Source organism: Indiicoccus explosivorum (assembly GCF_002167005.1).
GTDB lineage: Bacteria > Bacillota > Bacilli > Bacillales_A > Planococcaceae > Indiicoccus > Indiicoccus explosivorum.
The window spans coordinates 1-18,383 of record NZ_NHTN01000063.1 but is presented as its reverse complement, the minus strand read 5'-3'; the positions used below and the strand labels follow the sequence as shown (position 1 = coordinate 18,383).

The 18,383-nt window shown below is 52.5% G+C and carries 17 protein-coding genes; 15 read left to right on the top strand and 2 right to left on the bottom strand.

Annotation, left to right across the window (positions count from 1 at the left end):
* The 9 genes from CCE92_RS14625 to CCE92_RS14585 form a co-directional block, all read left to right on the top strand.
* Positions 1 to 263: WecB/TagA/CpsF family glycosyltransferase (locus tag CCE92_RS14625; RefSeq protein ID WP_144391038.1), on the top strand; the 263-nt coding region annotated here is incomplete at its 5' end.
* 449 nt (positions 264 to 712) lie between these two features.
* The gene (locus tag CCE92_RS14620) at positions 713 to 1,984 is read left to right on the top strand and encodes a nucleotide sugar dehydrogenase (protein WP_088009247.1); all 1,272 of its coding nucleotides are present in this window, start codon (positions 713 to 715) and stop codon (positions 1,982 to 1,984) included.
* 13 nt (positions 1,985 to 1,997) lie between these two features.
* Positions 1,998 to 2,870 carry a UTP--glucose-1-phosphate uridylyltransferase GalU gene (gene galU, locus CCE92_RS14615; protein WP_088009245.1) on the top strand — a complete coding sequence of 291 codons (873 nt, stop codon included), beginning with the start codon at positions 1,998 to 2,000 and terminating at the stop codon, positions 2,868 to 2,870.
* 22 nt (positions 2,871 to 2,892) lie between these two features.
* Positions 2,893 to 4,008: a glycosyltransferase family 4 protein gene (locus CCE92_RS14610; RefSeq protein ID WP_088009243.1), complete on the top strand. Its 1,116-nt coding sequence runs from the start codon at positions 2,893 to 2,895 to the stop codon at positions 4,006 to 4,008.
* 44 nt (positions 4,009 to 4,052) lie between these two features.
* On the top strand, positions 4,053 to 5,441 hold the full coding sequence (locus CCE92_RS14605) for an O-antigen ligase family protein (protein ID WP_088009249.1): 1,389 nt from the start codon (positions 4,053 to 4,055) through the stop codon (positions 5,439 to 5,441).
* Positions 5,442 to 6,166: 725 nt separating this feature from the next.
* Complete coding sequence (locus CCE92_RS14600) at positions 6,167 to 8,815, top strand: S-layer homology domain-containing protein (protein ID WP_088009241.1); 2,649 nt, start codon at positions 6,167 to 6,169, stop codon at positions 8,813 to 8,815.
* A gap of 139 nt (positions 8,816 to 8,954) precedes the next feature.
* Complete coding sequence (locus tag CCE92_RS14595; protein WP_088009239.1) at positions 8,955 to 9,716, top strand: hypothetical protein; 762 nt, start codon at positions 8,955 to 8,957, stop codon at positions 9,714 to 9,716.
* Positions 9,717 to 9,956: 240 nt separating this feature from the next.
* Positions 9,957 to 10,397 (top strand): hypothetical protein, encoded by a 441-nt coding sequence (locus tag CCE92_RS14590; RefSeq protein ID WP_088009237.1) that lies wholly within the window; start codon positions 9,957 to 9,959, stop codon positions 10,395 to 10,397.
* 35 nt (positions 10,398 to 10,432) lie between these two features.
* Positions 10,433 to 11,308: a hypothetical protein gene (locus tag CCE92_RS14585; RefSeq protein ID WP_088009235.1), complete on the top strand. Its 876-nt coding sequence runs from the start codon at positions 10,433 to 10,435 to the stop codon at positions 11,306 to 11,308.
* A 300-nt stretch (positions 11,309 to 11,608) separates the two neighbouring features.
* On the opposite strand, the gene CCE92_RS14580 is transcribed toward CCE92_RS14585, so the two are convergent.
* The gene (locus tag CCE92_RS14580; protein WP_088009233.1) at positions 11,609 to 11,797 is read right to left on the bottom strand and encodes a hypothetical protein; all 189 of its coding nucleotides are present in this window, start codon (positions 11,795 to 11,797) and stop codon (positions 11,609 to 11,611) included.
* 272 nt (positions 11,798 to 12,069) lie between these two features.
* On the opposite strand from CCE92_RS14580, the gene CCE92_RS14575 reads away from it, so the two are divergent.
* The 5 genes from CCE92_RS14575 (at position 12,070) to CCE92_RS14555 (ending at position 17,391) form a co-directional block, all read left to right on the top strand.
* Complete coding sequence (locus CCE92_RS14575) at positions 12,070 to 12,468, top strand: YkvA family protein (protein ID WP_420913241.1); 399 nt, start codon at positions 12,070 to 12,072, stop codon at positions 12,466 to 12,468.
* Positions 12,469 to 12,696: 228 nt separating this feature from the next.
* Complete coding sequence (locus tag CCE92_RS14570) at positions 12,697 to 14,313, top strand: glycoside hydrolase family 3 N-terminal domain-containing protein (protein ID WP_088009229.1); 1,617 nt, start codon at positions 12,697 to 12,699, stop codon at positions 14,311 to 14,313.
* Positions 14,314 to 14,571: 258 nt separating this feature from the next.
* Positions 14,572 to 15,198: a hypothetical protein gene (locus tag CCE92_RS14565; protein WP_088009227.1), complete on the top strand. Its 627-nt coding sequence runs from the start codon at positions 14,572 to 14,574 to the stop codon at positions 15,196 to 15,198.
* Between the two features lie 253 nt (positions 15,199 to 15,451).
* The gene (locus tag CCE92_RS14560; protein ID WP_088009225.1) at positions 15,452 to 16,402 is read left to right on the top strand and encodes a hypothetical protein; all 951 of its coding nucleotides are present in this window, start codon (positions 15,452 to 15,454) and stop codon (positions 16,400 to 16,402) included.
* Positions 16,403 to 16,620: 218 nt separating this feature from the next.
* Positions 16,621 to 17,391, top strand: a complete 771-nt coding sequence (locus tag CCE92_RS14555) for a hypothetical protein (protein WP_088009223.1) — start codon at positions 16,621 to 16,623, stop codon at positions 17,389 to 17,391.
* Positions 17,392 to 17,450: 59 nt separating this feature from the next.
* Here the strand turns inward: CCE92_RS14555 and CCE92_RS14550 are convergent, their stop codons facing one another.
* A complete protein-coding gene (locus CCE92_RS14550; protein WP_088009221.1) occupies positions 17,451 to 17,864 on the bottom strand; it encodes a hypothetical protein in 414 nt (137 codons plus the stop codon).
* Between the two features lie 249 nt (positions 17,865 to 18,113).
* On the opposite strand from CCE92_RS14550, the gene CCE92_RS14540 reads away from it, so the two are divergent.
* Positions 18,114 to 18,284 (top strand): hypothetical protein, encoded by a 171-nt coding sequence (locus tag CCE92_RS14540; RefSeq protein WP_162287892.1) that lies wholly within the window; start codon positions 18,114 to 18,116, stop codon positions 18,282 to 18,284.
* The last annotated feature ends 99 nt before the right edge of the window (positions 18,285 to 18,383 follow it).

Here is an 18,383-nt window from a genome sequence, read left to right as displayed (position 1 = left end):
GCGCGCGGATTTTATTCGTCGCACTCGGCAGCCCGAAGCAGGAACTGTGGATCCGCCGGAACATGGAGCGCCTCCCGGACGTCAAAGTATTCCAGGGCGTCGGCGGAAGCTTCGACGTGTTCTCCGGCACCGTGAAACGGGCGCCGGCCGCATTCCGCAAAGCCGGCCTCGAGTGGCTGTACCGGCTCGCGTCCGACCCGTCGCGCATCAAGCGGCAACTGAACCTGCCGCGCTTCCTGCTCAAAGTGCTGCGCTCGCGGTGATTGTTTTTCTTCTTTACAAGAGGAGATCTTTAGATCGAATATTTTTGAAATGTTAAAGAAGAATTCGCTTCAGGCGGACGCTTTCTGGTCCACAGGAAGTGGGTTATGCAGCTGGCGCGACAGGACGTCGCGGTGCCAGCTGCCCGGGCGGTCCTCCGAGCCTCCTCGGCTGCGCCTGTGGGGTCTCGTCTGCCCGCTAATTCCGCTGGAGTCGCCGCCTGCCGCTCTTTCTTCTGTAACAACTAAAATCCTGGTTGAAATTAAACACTGTAAGAGTATTAAAGAGCAATCCCGAAATTGCGAGACTCCAGCGGGAAAGCAGGCAAGGCAAGACCCCGCAATTCGTGCAACGAATGAGGAGGCTTGCCGCCTGCCCGCGGAAAGCGAGCGGTTAAGGGAGAGCGATTATGGACGTCACTGCAGAATAGATCAAAGGAGTTTAATTGATAATGAAAAAATCCATCTGTGTCGTCGGCCTCGGCTACATCGGCCTGCCGACGGCGGTCATGTTTGCAAACCACGGTCATACCGTGCACGGCGTCGACGTCAACGAACGGACCGTCCGGCTGATCGCCAATAAAGAACTGCACATCGAAGAGGACGGGCTGCAGGAGCGGCTCGAACTCGCCATCGACTCCGGCCGCATGACAGTCGACACGAAGCCGAAGGAAGCGGACGTCTTCATCGTCGCGGTCCCGTCCCCGATCCGTCCGGACAAGACGGCGAACCTCGAGTACGTCCGCCAGGCGACGAAAGACATCGCGCCGTACGTCAAAAAAGGCGACCTCATCATCCTCGAGTCGACCGTGCCGCCGAAGACGGTGGAGAACGTCATGCTGCCGGAACTCGTCGCAACCGGTCTCGAGATCGGCACCGATCTGTTCGTCGCACACTCGCCGGAACGCGTCATCCCGGGCAAGGTGTTCCAGGAACTCGTCACGAATGACCGCATCATCGGCGGCATCAACCCGGAATCGACCCGCATGACGACCGAACTGTACCAGTCGTTCGTCCAGGGCAGCATGCACGAGACGGACGCGACGACCGCCGAACTCGTCAAAGTTATGGAAAACACCTACCGCGACGTCAACATCGCGTTCGCCAATGAACTCGCGCGCATTTCGCAGAACATCGGCGTCAACGTGTGGGAAGCGATCAAGCTCGCGAACTACCATCCGCGCGTCAACATCCACCTGCCGGGTCCGGGTGTCGGCGGTCACTGCATCGCCGTCGATCCGTGGTTCCTCGTCGAACTCGACCCCGAGCAGGCGAAGATCATCCACCTCGCGCGGCGCACGAACGACGGCATGCCGTCGTACACGGCGCAGCTGACGGCGGATATCCTGTCCGCCAAAGGCATCAAAGATCCGAAAATCGCGGTGCTCGGCCTCGCGTTCAAAGGCAACATCGACGACATGCGCGAAAGCCCGTCCGTCGAAGTCGTCGAACAGTTCCGCGCCCGCGGCATGGAACTGACCGCGTTCGACCCGCACATCAAGGAAAACAACCTGGCCGAACAGGTGCAGAGCCTCGAGGAAGCGACCGGCGACGCGTCGGCGCTCGTCGTGCTGACCGACCACCGGGCGTTCAAGGAACTCGACCCGTCGGCCATCACCAATGTGCGCAATAAAATCATCATCGACACGAAAAACTGCATCGACCGCGCCAAATGGGAAGCGGCCGGGTTTGACGTGTATTTGCTGGGCGACTCGAAAAACTGAAGGAGGGGCTAGGATGAAGAACGTGAGGAAAGCGATCATTCCGGCGGCGGGTCTCGGCACCCGCTTTCTCCCGGCGACGAAAGCGATGCCGAAGGAAATGCTGCCGATCGTCGATAAGCCGACCATCCAGTACATCGTCGAGGAAGCGATCGATTCGGGGATCGAAGACATCATCATCGTGACCGGGAAAGACAAGCGGGCGATTGAAGACCATTTCGATTCCGCCCATCTCCTCGAGACGCGGCTCATCGAATCGGAGAAATTCGAACTGCTCAATGCGGTCCAGTTGTCGAGCAAAGTCGACATCCACTACATACGCCAGAAGACGCCGCTCGGCCTCGGGCATGCGGTGTGGACCGCGCGTAAATTCATCGGCGACGAACCGTTCGCGGTGCTGCTCGGCGATGACATCATCCAGTCGGAGAAACCGGGCCTGAAGCAGCTGCTCGAGCAGTACGAGGCGACGCAGTCGTCGATCATCGGCATCATGGAAGTGCCCGAGAACGAGACGTACCGCTACGGCATCATCGACCCATCCGAGCGGATGGACTCGCTGTACAAAGTGAAGAAATTCGTGGAGAAGCCGCGCCCCGGCACGGCACCGTCCAACTTGGCGATCATCGGCCGCTACGTGTTCACCCCGGAGATCTTCGATTTCCTGGAACAGATGCGCGTCGGCGCGGGCGGGGAAATCCAGCTGACCGATGCGATCGAGCAGCTGAACGGCATCCAAAGCGTCTACGGCTACAAGTTCGAAGGGAACCGCTACGACGTCGGCGAAAAGCGCGGATTCGTCGAAACGACGATCGACTTCGCCCTTCAGCGCCCCGAACTGCGGGAAGACCTGCTCGCCTTTATGGAACGGAAACTCGCGGAGAATAAATGACCGCCCGAAAAGGAGGACCATCTTGAATATTCTGCTCGTGTCCAACATGTATCCCTCTGAACAGTTTCCGAGCTACGGGATATTCGTCAAAAATACGGAATCCATCCTGGAAAACGCCGGCTTCTCGGTCGACCGGGCCGTCATCCGGAAGCGGACGGGCAAGCGGCAGAAAGCGGCGGCCTACGCATCCCATTATGCGTCAGTCATCCGGAAAGGGCTGTCGGGCAAGTACGACGCGATTTATGTCCACTACGCCGCGCATAATGCGCTGCCGCTTCTCATGCTGAAGCGGCTGAAACCGTCCGTGCGGATCGTGACGAACGTCCACGGCAGCGATGTCGTGCCGGAAGTGCCGTCCCAGGAGAAATTCCAGCCGGCGGTCCGGCAGCTGCTGGAGCGCTCGGCGGTCATCGTCACGCCGTCCGGCTACTACCGCGACCTCGTCCGGGAAAAGTACGGCGTCGACACACCGATCCGCGTGTTCCCGTCCGGCGGCGTCAATACGGCCGTGTTCCATCCCGAGGAGGAAGGACGGGGCGCCTGGCTCGAAGAGTTCGGGCTGGACGCGTCGCTCCGCTACTTCGGCTACGTGGGCCGTATGGACGTCGGCAAAGGGTGGGACCACTGCCTGAAAGGGTTCGCCGCTTTTCTGGAAGCCAATCCGGATGAGCGAGGGCGCACCCGCCTCATCATGGTCGGTTCCGGCCAGGAAGAGGACGGGTTCCGGCTGCTGAAGTCGGAGCTCGGACTGGATGACGACGTCATCCATTTTCCGCTGATGAAGCAGCGGGACCTCGCGAAGATCTACAATATCATCGATCTGTTCATCTTCCCGACGACCCGCAAAGGGGAGAGCCTCGGCCTCGTCGGCCTCGAGGCGATGGCGTGCGGCACGCCGATTGCGGCGAGCCGTATCGGCGGCATCCTTGATTATACTGAAGACGGAGTCAACGGCTGGCTGTTCGAACCTGGCAATGCCCAGGAACTGGCGGAGCGGCTGACGGCATTCAGCCGGCTATCCCCCGGCGAACAGCAGCGGGCCGGCCAAGCGGCGCTGGAGACGTCGAAAGCGTACGACCAGGACGCCATCGGCCCGAAGCTCGCCGCCATCTTCCGTGAATTGGGGCCGTCGACATGAGCTCCGCGGACTGGAATCAACAAAAAGGAAAAAGGATTTGGATCATGGATTTCAAAAAGATACTGATACTGCTCGTCGCATTCATCGCCCTGCAGCCCATCATCGATGTCCTGACGGCCGCTTCGATCTTCATCGTGGAGACCAGCCTGACCGCGGGCGTCCTGCTGCGGGCGGCGTACATGCTCGCCATCATCGCGCTTTTGCTCTGGACGGCGGTGCGAAGCAAAATGAGCCGGATTTTCGTCGCGTATCTCGCGGGACTCGCCCTTTTGCTCGTCGTCAATGTGGCGGTCAGCCTCCAGTTCAAGGAGCCCTATTATTTATTCCAAGAGCTTAAGTTTTTCAATAAAGTCATTTACTTCCACATCGTGCTGCTTGGCCTGCTCATCGCCTACCGCGGCCTGAAAGTGCGCGGTGTGGACATCGCGTCGATCACGACGAAGTACTTCCGCTGGTCGGGGCTGATCATCGGCATCGTTTTCGTCGTAGCAATCATTACCGGCACGAGCCTGACGAACTATTCGTACCGGAAGATCGGTTTCACCGGCTGGTTCTATGCGGGCAATGAAATCGGGGCCATCATGGCGGTCGTCCTGCCGATTCTCGCGCTGTACGCCATCCGCCATACGGATTCCTGGAAAAAGCCGTGGGCATGGGCGCCGTTCGTGCTCCTTGCGTTCGGCATGCTGCTGCTCGGCACGAAAGTCGGCTACGGCGGCGTGCTGATCGTCCTGCTCAGCGTGCTGATCGGCAGCCTCATCATGCGCTACCTGATGCGCCAACACACCGATGAAGTCCGGGCGAACCTGAAGATTTCGGCCGTCCTGACTGCACTGCTCCTCGTCGTGACACCGGTGACCCCGGTGTTCAGCAACGTCTTCGTCCACATCAACTCGCTCGGCATCGACTTCGGCGGGGATGAACAGACCGAAGGAGAGGAAGAACCGCAGGAAGGCGAGGAAGGGTTCGAGGAAGAGCCGGAAATCACAGGCGAACAAGTCCAGAACCTCGTCTTCAGCTCGCGCGAGAAGTACGAAGCGGTCATGCGTGAAGACTTCCTGAGCTCGCCGCTGCCGCAGCAGCTGTTCGGCCTCGGCTTCGCCGGGAACTACGAAGAGCCGGAGCCCGGCAAGGAACTGTCGATGATCGAAATGGACTTCCACGACTGGTTTTATTCGTTCGGCTGGATCGGATTCATCTACCTGATCCTCCCGCTCGTCTGGTATGCCGGAAAGTACGTCGTCCATTTCGTGAAAAACATCCGGACGAAGTTCACGTACTTCTACATCCTGTACGGCGTGGCGTTCCTGCTCGGCATCGGGATCAGCTACACGGCCGGCCATGTGCTGACGGCACCGGCGGTATCGATCTACCTCGCCGCCGTGCTCGCCATGCTCACCGTCCATGAAGGGCTGCTGGAAGGCAGCGAATAAACGAAGAAAACAACCAGAACTGACCCGGGAAACCGGGTCGGTTTTTTCGTGCCCGAAAAGCAGGGGAATCGGCAGAAAATAAGGATAAACAGCGGAAAATCGCTGGAAACGGGTGAAGGCGGCCGGTGGAAGGGACCCGAAGCTCAAAAAAATATCAAAATCCTGGGTGGAAAAATTATACAAACATGACGATTTCCCCGCTTGGAATTTAACGAAATATGCAAGAACATAGGAAATCCCAAGTTTTTATACCGATTAAACATAATATCTAAAAAATAGACTAAAGAACCATTTTAAAGAGGAGGGTAATATGCTAAACATTCGTTTGTTTCACAAAGCAATGTTTCCGTAAAAGGTGAAATATCTTGGTACATCAACGTTTGTGAGGTGATTTCAATGGCACTGAAACTGTGGCGAATTTGTGAAAACATGTAATAAAGGGCCTATAAAAGTAATAAGTGTTACAAGTAGATGACCGTTGTCAGATTTTTGCTTCACATATGCTTTGCAATATATTCCCGTTTTGTTACAATGAGAGAGGAGTTTAATAGGCTATACCTTTACCAGTCGCTGTATCTTTGGACCCTACATAATTCATCGGCATCTGCTGATATGTATCTCCTATAAGTGCGGCGGGCACTGGTTGGAAGGCAGCCCGGTTAAACTGCGAACATGTTTGTAGTTTGGGTTTAAAATCAATCAACGAAATAGGAGGAATTCAACACATGGCTTATCAAGCAAAGTCGTACAAAAAGTTCGTTGCTACGGCAGCGACAGCTACACTGGTCGCTTCGGCGATCGCACCTGTAGCATCTGCTGATGAAGTATCAACAGCGGCATTCACGGACGTTCCGGATCGTTACGAGCCGGCAATCGAGTATGTGGTAGAAGAAGGCATCGCAAAAGGTCTTACTGCTACTCAGTTTGGTATCTCCGAATCTATCAAGCGTGGTGACGCAGCAATCATGCTCGCGACTGCAGCTGACCTGATCGATCCAGATGCTCCAGTCGCACCATTCACAGACGTACCTACACGAGGTCAGCTGGCAGTTGGTTCACTTTGGGCTGAAAATGTAGTAAACGGCTACGATGAAGATACATTCGGTTTCAGCGCTAACATCACTCGTGGTGAAGCAGCTTACATGCTCGCAGAAGCTTATAACCTGTACGATTTCGTGAACATTGATGAAGTTGACCTTAATTTCACTGACGTACCATCCCGTTTTGAAGCTGCAGTGAAAGCGCTGGTAGCATTCGAAATTACGCAAGGCGTCACTCCGACTCAGTTCGGTGCAGATGATTACATCAAACGCGGCGACTTCGCTGTATTCCTTTACAGACTGAACCAAGCGTTCTCTGATACAGTCGCTCCTGAACTTTCATTCGACTTTGATGTCGACACAGCGATCGAAGTTGGCGTTGGTGAAGAATTCGTTCTTCCTGAAGTAACTGCAATCGACGACATCGACGGTGAAATCACAGTCGTTCCTGTCATCACTAACGAAGCTGGCGAAGAAGTGGACGCAGTCGACACAAGCGCGCCTGGCACTTACTACATCACTTACACTGCAATCGATGCAGCTGGAAATGTTTCTGAAGTTGTAGTTGAAGTAGTTGTAGTAGCTGATTCTGCTCTTACTCTTGCAACAGAAGCAGTTGTAGTAGCAGAGACAAGCTTGCTTGAGGAAGATGTTGCAGCTGCACAAGAACTGGTTGATGCTCTTGAAGATTCAGACGAGAAAACATTGTTGAATGTTCGTCTTGATGAAGTAAGAGAAGAAATCGACGCGATTATTGCTGATGTGAATGCTGCAGTAGGCGAACTTCAATTGTTCAACGCACTTAACGTAGTGCCATTTGAAAATGTCAATGAAGATTATATCGCCGAATATGTAACTGCTATCCAAGATGTAGATTTCACATCTCTTGCAGATATTCAGGCAGCAATTGATGCAGTAAACCTTGCTCAGCTTGAAGCTGAAATCGCAGTTGAACTTGCGGAAGCGAGAACTGCAATTGACAACGTGCTTGCTGTAGATGTCACTTCTCCTGACTTTGATCTTGCTGCATTTAATGAGTTGGTAGTAGCTGCTGAAGCAGCAATCGCTGATATTCCGGCTGATTACATTCCAGAAGGTGCAGAAGAGGCCCTTGTGGTGACTCTTCAGGCTGAGCTTGACGAAGAAGTAGAATTCGTAGAAAACTATGTTAACCTTGTGGAACCAGTAGTAACAGCTGGTACACAAGTTGAACTTTACAATGCTTTAGTAGCAGGATTTGACAACGTAGTCGAAGCTAACATCGGCGCATATGATACTGAATTAGACGCTTTCGTTGGTTTGGACACAGTTGAAGAAGTTCAATTTGTTATTGATTCTGTAAATGCTGAAGCAACGGTATCTGCATTCGTCGTTGATGCTGAGACTACTCAGGCTGAACTTGTTGCGCTTGTTGAATTGGTTGAAGGAATCCCTAACATTGCAGTGGATGCAGAAGGTAACCCTGTCGCAACGCAAGTAGAAGTTGACCTGCTTGCTGCAGTAGACGCCCTGCAATTACAATTCGAAACTCTTGCAGAAGCTACAGTAGCATTGGAAGAAGCAACTGAAGCAGCTGAAGCTGCACAAGCAGTTTATGCAGCAGCTGGCGGAGACGTAGAAGCGGCTGTTTATACAAACGTTACTGCAGAACTAGAAGCCCTGGCTGATGTAGATTTAGATAGCGCAGCTGCAATTACTGCTGCTACTGATGCGCTGCTCACTGATGTAGATGCTCTTACAACAGCAACTGAAGCACTTGTAGCATTGGATGTTGCTATTGCAGAAGCAAATGCAGCACAAGCGGCATACTTGGCAGCAGGTGGAGTAGAAGGCGATCAGCTGTATGTAGACGTTACAACTGCGATTGAATCAGGAGACGTAGCAACAATCGACACTGCTGTTGCCGCTCTCGAAGCAGCAACAGCAGAACTTGAGCTGATTGCTGATGTAAATACAGCTACTACAGGTAGCGAATTGATTCTCCCGCTGGTTAACTTAGAGTTAGAGACATACAACAATCTCACTGCTGTCCAGCGTGCTGAAGTAGCTGACTTGTTCCTGGAGGCGTTTGCTGATACTGAATTTGCGGGCATCACAGAGATCGAAACGGCACTTTCTGATCTCGTTGTAGATTATGGCGCATTATTTACAGCGCTTGATACTGCTATCGCAACTGGAGAAATTACAGATGTGGATGTTGCTCTTGAAGCGTTGAACCTTGAAGAGTACGAAGCACTCACTGCGGCTGAACAATTGGTGGCAGCTGAACTGGTACTCAACAATGAGCCAGAAGGCGGATACACTTCATTCGCACAAATCACTGCTCAGTTCTAATCAATATTGAATTGTTAAAGCCCGCCAAATTGGCGGGCTTTTCTTTGTTATAAAATTAAGTTCATTTAAAGGAAGTGTTCAAACGGTTATAATGGAATGAGTAGAATAGAAAATTAATGATTACTCCAGGAGGACTGTTATGAAACTCCCTGAACACGGAACCGTTGCAATTGATGAAATTGATGAATCCATATTAGATAATTTTGAACTATCAAATCTTACTGCTCATGAAGCATATGATATTACTGCTATCTATAATCGCCTTTCTGAAAGGCTGACTTTACTTGAAAAGTTTGCTGAAGGGACTGACGAAAATCTGAAAGAACTTAATTCAGATTACATTCAGCTTCCGGAGCAGTCCGAGGAACGACTAGAAATTGATGTCCGCATCCGTGCATTAAAGAGAAAATGGGGGATATTCCAGCGTGCTAAAAAACGGGATAATAGCGAATTCACATTTCCTGTTTCTGTGAACCGATTGAATGAATTTACTATTTCGAATAAGTACGCTCCTTACATTAATGCCGGTAAAGAAGGAAGGGCGTGGGTCGACAATTGGATAATAGAACAGGGCGTTACCATGATAAAAGATCAAGAAACCGCTTTCCATCTTGTGGATGAAGCGGTTCAACAACTTGAACAACTCATGGAAAAGCTTCAAAGTGTCCAAAATCAAAATGAATGGATTGCTGTGTTGGAGGAACTTCAGATAACTGTTGATAAAAACGCTGTTCAAAGTATCTACCAAATATGGATAAATACAGAACTGCAAGAATTCCGCCGGTTAGGGCTTTTTAAAAAATGGATAACTGAACAGGAAGAAAAAGTGTTATTAAATCAAGGAAGCATGGAAGTGATTGAAGGAAAGGTGATTGATAAATTTATCAAATCTGATGAATGATTATCACGACAAAACAATGTAACAGGCAAATTTGGAATCAGTATCTCGACTAAAACTCCATTTTTGAAAATTATATTATTTATTCACCTCTGCGGCTTTAACTGCAGAGGTTCTTTTTTATTCTCGTAGGTTAGGTGTAGTTGTCGGAGGAAGAATCCGCTGTAACTTTCCGCCATTACAACCGACTACTTCCAAAAGAAGGCAGGAAAGAGGGTGCGGAAGTTGAAAAGAGTGTGCATAGTGATTTTCTTGGCAATCCTTTCAGGCGGGTGTGCGGAGGAAGAACCGGAAGCGGCGCCGGAACCTGTTAAAGTGGAAGGGGAGCTGGCGGCGTATTTGGATGAGAAGTACGGCGCTGCGTTCGACTGGACGCTGGTGAACGGGGAGGTGCACCACGGGAATCAGCCGATGAATGCCATTGATGATGTCCATGAGATGTACCGGCATATGGGTGTGAATCTGGAGCCGTATGCGGGGGAGTATTTGACGTATTATCATTTTGACATTGAGGAGTCGTGCACTGAGCCGGACGGGGATGAGCAGCGCTTTTCGTTTACGGTGGTGCTGACGGAAGACGAGGAGAAAATCATCGGGGATCACATGGTGCTGAATGGATATGAGCCGGGCGGAATTGCAACGGTGAGCTCGGATGTTTTATTTGAACAGATCGGCTGTGAATAAATGACGGATAGCCGAGGAAAAAGGGGGCAGAGCGGATGAAGAGTTGGTGGAAGGTGTCGGTGGTGCTTGGCGGATTGCTGTTGGCCGGCTGTTCGCAGGAAGCGGCGGATGCGGTGACGGACGGAGAACCGGAGGCGGATGTGGCGGCGGAGGTGACGGAAAAACCGGCGGATGAATCGGTGAATCTCTCGCCGGAAGCGTTCTTGGAACGGTACCCGGAGGCGGAAAGTGTGACGCTTGCCGAGTTGGCGGAAGTGGAGTCGATAGCGATGAGGGGGCCGATGCTGTCGACGTATACCGCATCCCGGATGATTTCGCACGAGTTGGTGCTGGAGGATGAAGGTGCGATCCGGCGAATCCTTGAAGTGATACAGGAGGCGGAGCTCGGAGAGGTGGCAGCGGAGGATATCGGACCGAGTCTGCTGCTGGTCGTGGAAGGCGGCGGGCAATTTTCGGGGCCGTATGCGTTCTTTTTTAATGAGAGGTATGAGGCGTTCGAACTTCCCGATGACACGGGGAACCGGTACTACTTAACGGAAGAGGATGCCAATGCGATGAAAGAGCTGATCTTCAGTGCGCTGGAGGAGAAGATCGGTGAGACGGCGGGAGTCGGCGTGTTTGCGGCACCGGCGTTTATTCCGCCAGGTGAAAATGAGCTCTCTTTGACAGTCATCAATGACCGGGCTGCGGCGTTTGAAGCGGGGAAAGTGCGGTTCAAAAAGAGGACTGAGGAGCTGGAATGGGCGGCTTATCCGGCAGAAGGGAATGTGCTGGAGACGGAATCGCTGTCGTGCCCGGCGTTTGAGGAGTGCGAGTGGACGCTGGATTTGTCTGCGGTCACGGATGAATGGCCGGTGGGGGAATATGCGGTGGAGATCGGGGATTTGGTGGCGGGGTTTCATGTAGAGTGAGGGGAGGGGAATTAGAAAGGATGTGTTTAAAGGAGTTCCGGTTGGAATTTCGTACTTCGGATCGGTCGGAAATCAGGAAGCCGATTGAATAAAGACCGGATTGAACCCTCTCAAGATAACTGAGGCCTGGGGTTCGGCCGGGTCTGTTTCAGGCAGAAAGGGGGCGGCCGGAACCTCCTCTGCTGTATCTAGGGAGGTGCAGCCCTGGGAAGTAAGGAGACGTCGGGCTGCCGTTATTATCAGCTCTTCTTTATTTGACTGTTGCTTTTTCCTTCTTTGTTTTGAGCGTTCTTCCCCGCATTATTCCAATGACTTCAGGAAAACAGCCGTCGCCTCGTCCAGACTGGTCCAATTGAACTCGTCATAGATGGCGCGGGCCAATCGTTTCTTTTCCTCTTCTGTATATCCGAGCTTTTCAGCCGCCTTCAGTGCATAGCCGAGACAAGCTGTGTGACTCCACGGGTCCAGCTCTGTACGATTATTGCGCATCATAAATCTCCTTTTCTTTCACTCTTCCGTTCATATTCCCACAAAACTGAACTGTTACGCCAGTTATTTCGTCAGTTCCCATTAAATTTTTGTGGCTGCATGGCGAATGCTTCAGGTTCGCTTTGTTTGAGTGCCTGGCACCAATTTTCTTATTGCATGGAAAAACGTGAATATTGGTGCCAGGCACTTAAAAGGAAAAGTTCGATGAAGAAAGGATGAGGTGCTTTCTTTATCTTCTGTGTCCTATACTGTTCCTGATGGGAGGAATTGTCGTGAGGGATGGATTTTCTTTTGCGGAGATGAAACGGTTTGCCGGAAAGTTGAAACAGGATGTGTTTGTTCTTTATTTGTCTTATAAAGATAGCCGAACTCCCTGGTATGCGAAAGTCGTGGCCATCTGTGTTGTGGCATACGCGTTCAGTCCGATTGATCTGATCCCCGATTTCATCCCGGTTCTGGGGTATGTGGATGATTTGATCATCGTTCCGCTTGGGATTCTGTTTGCTTTGAAGCTGATTCCGACTGAAGTAGCGGACGATCATCGTGAAGAAGCAGAACGTATCAGGCAAAGCGGGAAACCGAAGAACTGGTTTGTCGGGGTGCTTTTTATCGTGGTGTGGATCGTGCTTGCCGTTTGGCTGGGCGGGATATTGATGACGTTTTTGCCTTAGATTGGGTGCCTGGTTGGGTGCCAGGCACCAATTTTCGCATTGTGTGAAAAAACATGAATATTGGTGCCAGGCACTTAAGGAGGCGCCTAAGGGGGGCTTAGGTAAATTTATCGAAATTTCTTAATTCTTATAGACAAAAGGAACAAATAAGGGGAGCATATAATAAAGAATTTCTCTACAATGATTGGATAGGAACTTGGATTCTATAAGGCAAAGGGGAGGGGACGGATGAGACAGCTTTTCGTCGCAGTGCTTGCAGTGCTGCTGGTTAACGGGTTATTTGCATCGATGGCGTTTGCGGACGGCTTCCCGGATGTGACGGAAGGCAATCGCTTTAATGAGGAAATTACTTATTTGGTTGATGAAGGAGTCATTTCGGGTTTTACGGACGGCACATTCCGCCCGAAGAGCGATGTTACCCGCGGGCAGGCCGCAATCATGATCGGCCGGGCGCTCGGGTTCAGCGGTGCACGGCAGGATACCGCGTTTCCGGATGTGGATAAAAGTGTGACGGCGAGCGGTTATGTGGCAGCGTTGACAGCGGAAGGTATCATCAGCGGTTATCCGGATGGTACATACCGGCCCGGGGATGTCGTGACGCGCGCCGAAATGGCGATCTTCCTGCACCGCGCGTTTGTTGAGGATGATGTGGGCGGATTCGAGTATTTCATGGATGTCGGACCGGGCATGCATGCGTATGAAGCGATTGCAGATCTCCACGCGCTCGGAATTGCAAGCGGCTATTTGGACGGCGCATTCCGTCCGACAGTCGAACTGAACCGGGAGCAGTTCGCTGCGTTTCTTGCGCGTGCAGTGAATCCGGCTGTATTCGCCGACAAGCCGGAGACGCCGGCTGATATGACGCTGAATGAGAAGATCGGACAAATGGTCATCGCCGGCCTTGAGGGAACATCGCTTCAGGCTGCAGATCAGCGGCTGATCACCGATTACCATGTCGCCGGTTTTATTTTCTATGGAGATAATCTGGTGACTCCGGAGCAGACGAGGCGGTTCGTCGGCCAGGTGAAAGCCGCGAATAAACCCGGCAACCTGCCGCTTTTTATCAGCGTCGACCAGGAAGGCGGGCGGGTTTCAAGACTGCCTGAAGTGAACATCACGCCGAGCAGTGCGGTGATTGGCGACCGGAATGATCCCGCGTATGCTTATGAGATCGGCCGGACGCTGGGGCGTCAGCTGAAGTCGATGGATTTTAACCTGAATTACGCGCCGGTGTTGGATATCAACAGCAACCCGGACAACCCCGTCATCGGCGACCGGTCTTTCGGGAATACGGCGGGCGTTGTCAGCCGGATGGGTATTCAGGTGATGAAGGGGATGCAGACCGAGAATGTGATTCCGGTGATCAAGCACTTTCCGGGGCACGGGGATACGTCGGTGGATTCACATGTGGAACTGCCGATTGTCCCGAAAACACTGGCGGAACTGCGGCAGCTGGAGCTGATTCCGTTCAGTAACGCGATTGACAGCGGAGCGGATGTGACAATGGTGGCCCATATTTTATTGCCGGAAATCGATGGAACGTATCCTTCATCGATGTCAGAAAGGGTGATTACGGGAATTCTGCGGAATGAACTCGGTTTCGGCGGGGTCGTGATGACGGACGACATGACGATGGGCGCGATTGCCGATCACTATGGAATCGGTGAAGCCGCCGTCCGCTCCGTGCAAGCCGGCAGTGATGTCATCCTGGTGGCGCACGGGGATGAGAACGTCATCGAGGCGATCAAGGCTATTCGGGCAGCCGTGCTGGACGGGCGGATTCCGGAATGGCGGATCGATGAAAGTGTGCAGCGGATTGCGGAATTGAAAGATGAGTATTTTTGAGGAGAAAAGAATAGCGGTGCCTGGCACCAATTTTCAGAAAATTGGTGCCAGGCACCGCGGAAATTTATTAACCTCTGCAGATTTTGCTGCAGGGGTTTTTTCGGTTTTCCCCACGGTGCCTGGCACGGGAGGATGGCATCGGAGGAGAGGATTGTTCTCCAAAAGAGGGATTATTTGTAACAAAATCTGGATGGAGTCGTCTAATGGAGCGAGGATAGCTACTTGGGGATGGATTGTCAGGAGATGGGAGGAAGCAGAATGAGAAGGCGGTTATGGATTGCGGGAGCGGTTCTTCCGGTTTTATTGGCTGGAGGCTGTGACGAAGCTGGGGAACCGGCAGCAGTGATAGTAGGGGAGCCAGACGGCACGGGAGACGGGCAGACGGAAGCGGCCGAAGAGGCAGTTGAAGAGAAAGCGCTGCCGAGGGGCGAGTTGCGAGAGGTTTTTCGGGAAGCGGTGGAAGCTTCCGGGCTGACGGTCGGGGATGTGGACGAGTCGGGGGACATGTATTTCGAGGGCAGGCGGCTGGTGGTGCTCCTGGAAGATGCCGATTCTGCGCAGAACCCAAAAGAGGCAAAGAAACTGCGGGAAGTGATGGAGGGGCTGATGGAAGAGCACGAATCTTCGTTTGGATTGAAGGAAGCGGATTATTCCCGGCAGGAACTGGTGCAGGCGCAGAACGGGTTTTTCAGCTTGAATGCCGATATTCCGTTCAGTGAGAACACGCAGCTGTCGCTTGGAAGCGAGGAGAGTGAAATTTTGCTGAAGACGGATGAGCTGGCTGGCCGGTATGTCGAAGCGCTGGAAAATGAGTATGGGGATATGCTTCGTGTGGAGATTGATCCGGATTTTGTGGTTCAGTCAGTGGATTTGGAGGAGGAGTGAGTAGATGGGGGCTTTGCGGGTGCCTTTGTGGGTGCCTGGCACCAATATTCTTGTTTTACGTTCAATTGAGAAAATTGGTGCCAGGCACCATTATTCACTTTTTACGTGCAACTGTGAAAAATTGGTGCCAGGCACCATTCCTTTAGGCAACAACCTTTTCGGATGGAGGTGACTGATTATGCGGAGTGTGATGATTTGGGTGATGGCGGCAGGGCTGCTGCTCAGCGGATGCGAGGATTATTAGGATCGGCCGATGTACGGGGAAGTAATCGATTTTGGTACGGTGGCCGGGACGGAGTCGGTTGTGCTGAATATTACAGACTGGGCGAAGGAGACCGGCCGGGAAGATCCGGTCCATGATATTTTGTTAACGGAGGAGATTCCGCTGACGGATGAGGTCGAAATCCGGTATGAGTACCGGGAAGCAGATCCGAGTGAGCTTTTTATCGGCCAGGATGTGGTGGTGAAGAAGGATGAGGCTGATGAATCGGTGGTGGCCATCGTGCTGCAGGAGGAGCCGACGGATGAGTTGCTGGAGTTTCCGGAAGAGGTGGAAGCGATCCGTGTAACGGGGCCGATGATGAGGGTGAGTGATGGTCGCGAGTATACGGAAGTCGAAGTGGAACTGACCGATGAAGGTGTGATTGAGCTGTTCAAGGACCGGATGCGTGATGCGGAATATAAGGAAGGGCCGGTTCCGGCAATCGGGCCGAGTGTCTCGCTTTTATTCGAAGGAGCCGATGGAATGAACAAGAATTACGATTTCTTTTTTGACGGAGAGACGGTAGGGTTTGATGCGCCGGGCGATGCGGATGGACGATATTATTTGGACAGCGGGGCGACCCGGGAGATGCGGGAGATTTTGTACCAGGCGCTGGAGGAGGAGACGGATCAGAAAGCCGGGGTTCAAATTACTGCTTCACCGATGACGCTTCCTGAAGGCGAGACGGTCCTTTCGCTGACTGTGGAGAATCTGCGGGCGGCGGGGTTTTTGGCGCAGGAGATCCGGTTCGAGAAACGGACGGAAGACGAGAAGTGGGCGCCGTTTCCTTCGGCTGCCGCGGAATATCCGCCGGGGACGCTGGTGTGTCATGAGCGGGTATGCGAGTGGGAGCTTCTTTTAAAAACGGTCGCGGATGAGTGGCCGGCCGGGGAGTACCGGGCGGTAATCGAAACGATTGAAGTTCCATTTTTTGTGGAGTAAAGAGATTCGGCGTTAACGGTGTATTCATTGGCGGTGCCGGTATATCATGAAGAGGAGACATGCGGATGAGAGCTGTTTTTGAAGATGATTGCCGCCGAATGGTCTGCAGAGAGAGTGCTGGTAGGGCAGTGCCTGGCACCAATATTCTTATTGTGTGAAAAAACTTGAATATTGGTGCCAGGCACTTTTTAGGCATTTTTTTTAAAAGGGGGAGCAGAATGGCGCTGCGTGATTTAGTGTTGGGAATGATGGTGGCTACGGGGATGATGGCCGGCTGTTCGACTGATTCAGCCGCAGAGGAAGAGTTGGCGCTAACGGAAGCGGAAATGGTTGAAGCGTCAGGACCGCTGCTGGCAACGTATGAGCCCGCAAAGCGGGTGGATTATGAAGTGGTGCTGCACAGCGAGCAGGACATCCAGGTGATTGTAAATATGATGGAGCAGGCGGAACGGAAAGAAGGCCCGGTCACGGATATCGGGCCGATGCTGACGCTTGTTTTTGTAGCGGGAGAGTCATCGGCAGGGCCTTATGATTTCTTTTTTAATGATACGATTGGCTCTTTCGAGGCGCCGGAAGATTCGGATGGCCGGTTTTATTTGCAGGGAGACGGAATGGAAAAGATCAAGGAGATCATATACAAGGCGTTGGAAGAACAGACGGGGCTGAAGGCGGGAGTGAGTGCGTTTGCTGCACCTTCGGAAATTAGCCCTGCTATGCCGATTCTTTCGGTGACGCTAGTGAATGACCGTGCGGAAGCGTTCGCCGCTCAGGAAGTGGGAATCGAGAGGAAGAATGACGAAATGACGTGGGTGCCGTTTCCTGATCAGGAAAGCGCATGGCCGGCGGAAGACTTTTCCTGCCCGGCGTATGAAACGTGCCAGGTGGAAATGGGCTTGCAGGAAATCAGCGGGGAATGGCCGCCGGGTGAGTACCGGATCGCTGCGGATTCGTTGACGGTGCCGTTCACTGTGAGCGGAGCGGGAGAATAGGGCTTTGGAGAGTTGTGAAGGGATGGCATGTCAGCACAGCAAGAAGAATTGCCGCTGCTTTAATGGGCTGCGGCTTTTTGTTTGTCCTGCTGATGGAGTTTCCATGTGACGAAAGCTGTGACAAGTATGGAGAGTGTGCCATACGGGATGTTGAATGAATATTGATCGAATACATACGATAAGAACGGCATTGGGGGGTGATTGCCGACTATTTGATAAAAGACCATGTTGATGAAGGAACAGACAAGAACGGTGATGGCTGGGGCTATCAGGAGCGGTACCGGGAACTTGAGCCAGAGGGACGTAAAGGTCTTGCTGGCGATGACCGCTGTCAGTAAACCGGTGCCGATGGAAACGAGCGGGATGAAGTAAAACAAGAACAGCAAGTGATCCCAGAAGCTAGCGACAACTAAAGCAAGGGCGATGGAGATTTGCAATGAAAAGGAACGCAGGGTTTCAAGAAAGCCACGCATGGGCGGTTGTCCTTTCGTTGTATGGATTTTTTTCTTAATTTTATTGTATAGGAGAGACGCACTGCTGAATAGGAGGGGGATGGAAATAATTTCTGGTGCTGAATGTTCAGCTGAGGAGAAAAGGTCCGATATGAAAGGGGAGGGTAAGAGAATGAACGGAGAGCGGGCGGTATCGCGTTTTTCGTAAAACACAGGAAGGGCGGAAGTGGAATGTGGAACACAGGCGCGGATGTTTTGGAGGCAGGAGCGGTGACGGCGATGGCCGTGGGCTCAGTGATTTTTATCATCGGAACGTTGTTGATGATTTTTGCGGTTCAGCTTTTGAATGACTGGCTGAAGCTGCCGGAAAAAGTATTCAGTTTTTGTGTTCCGGTCGTTGTGTTTTTGTGTGTGGTGGGCTGGATGCAGGTGTTCTATTGAAGGGTTCTAGTTTTGTTGTGCTACCGGTCCCCAGTAGAGGGACTTTTTTTCGTTTTAGGGGAGAATAGTAGAATTCTGCGGTGCCAGGCACCCTTTTTT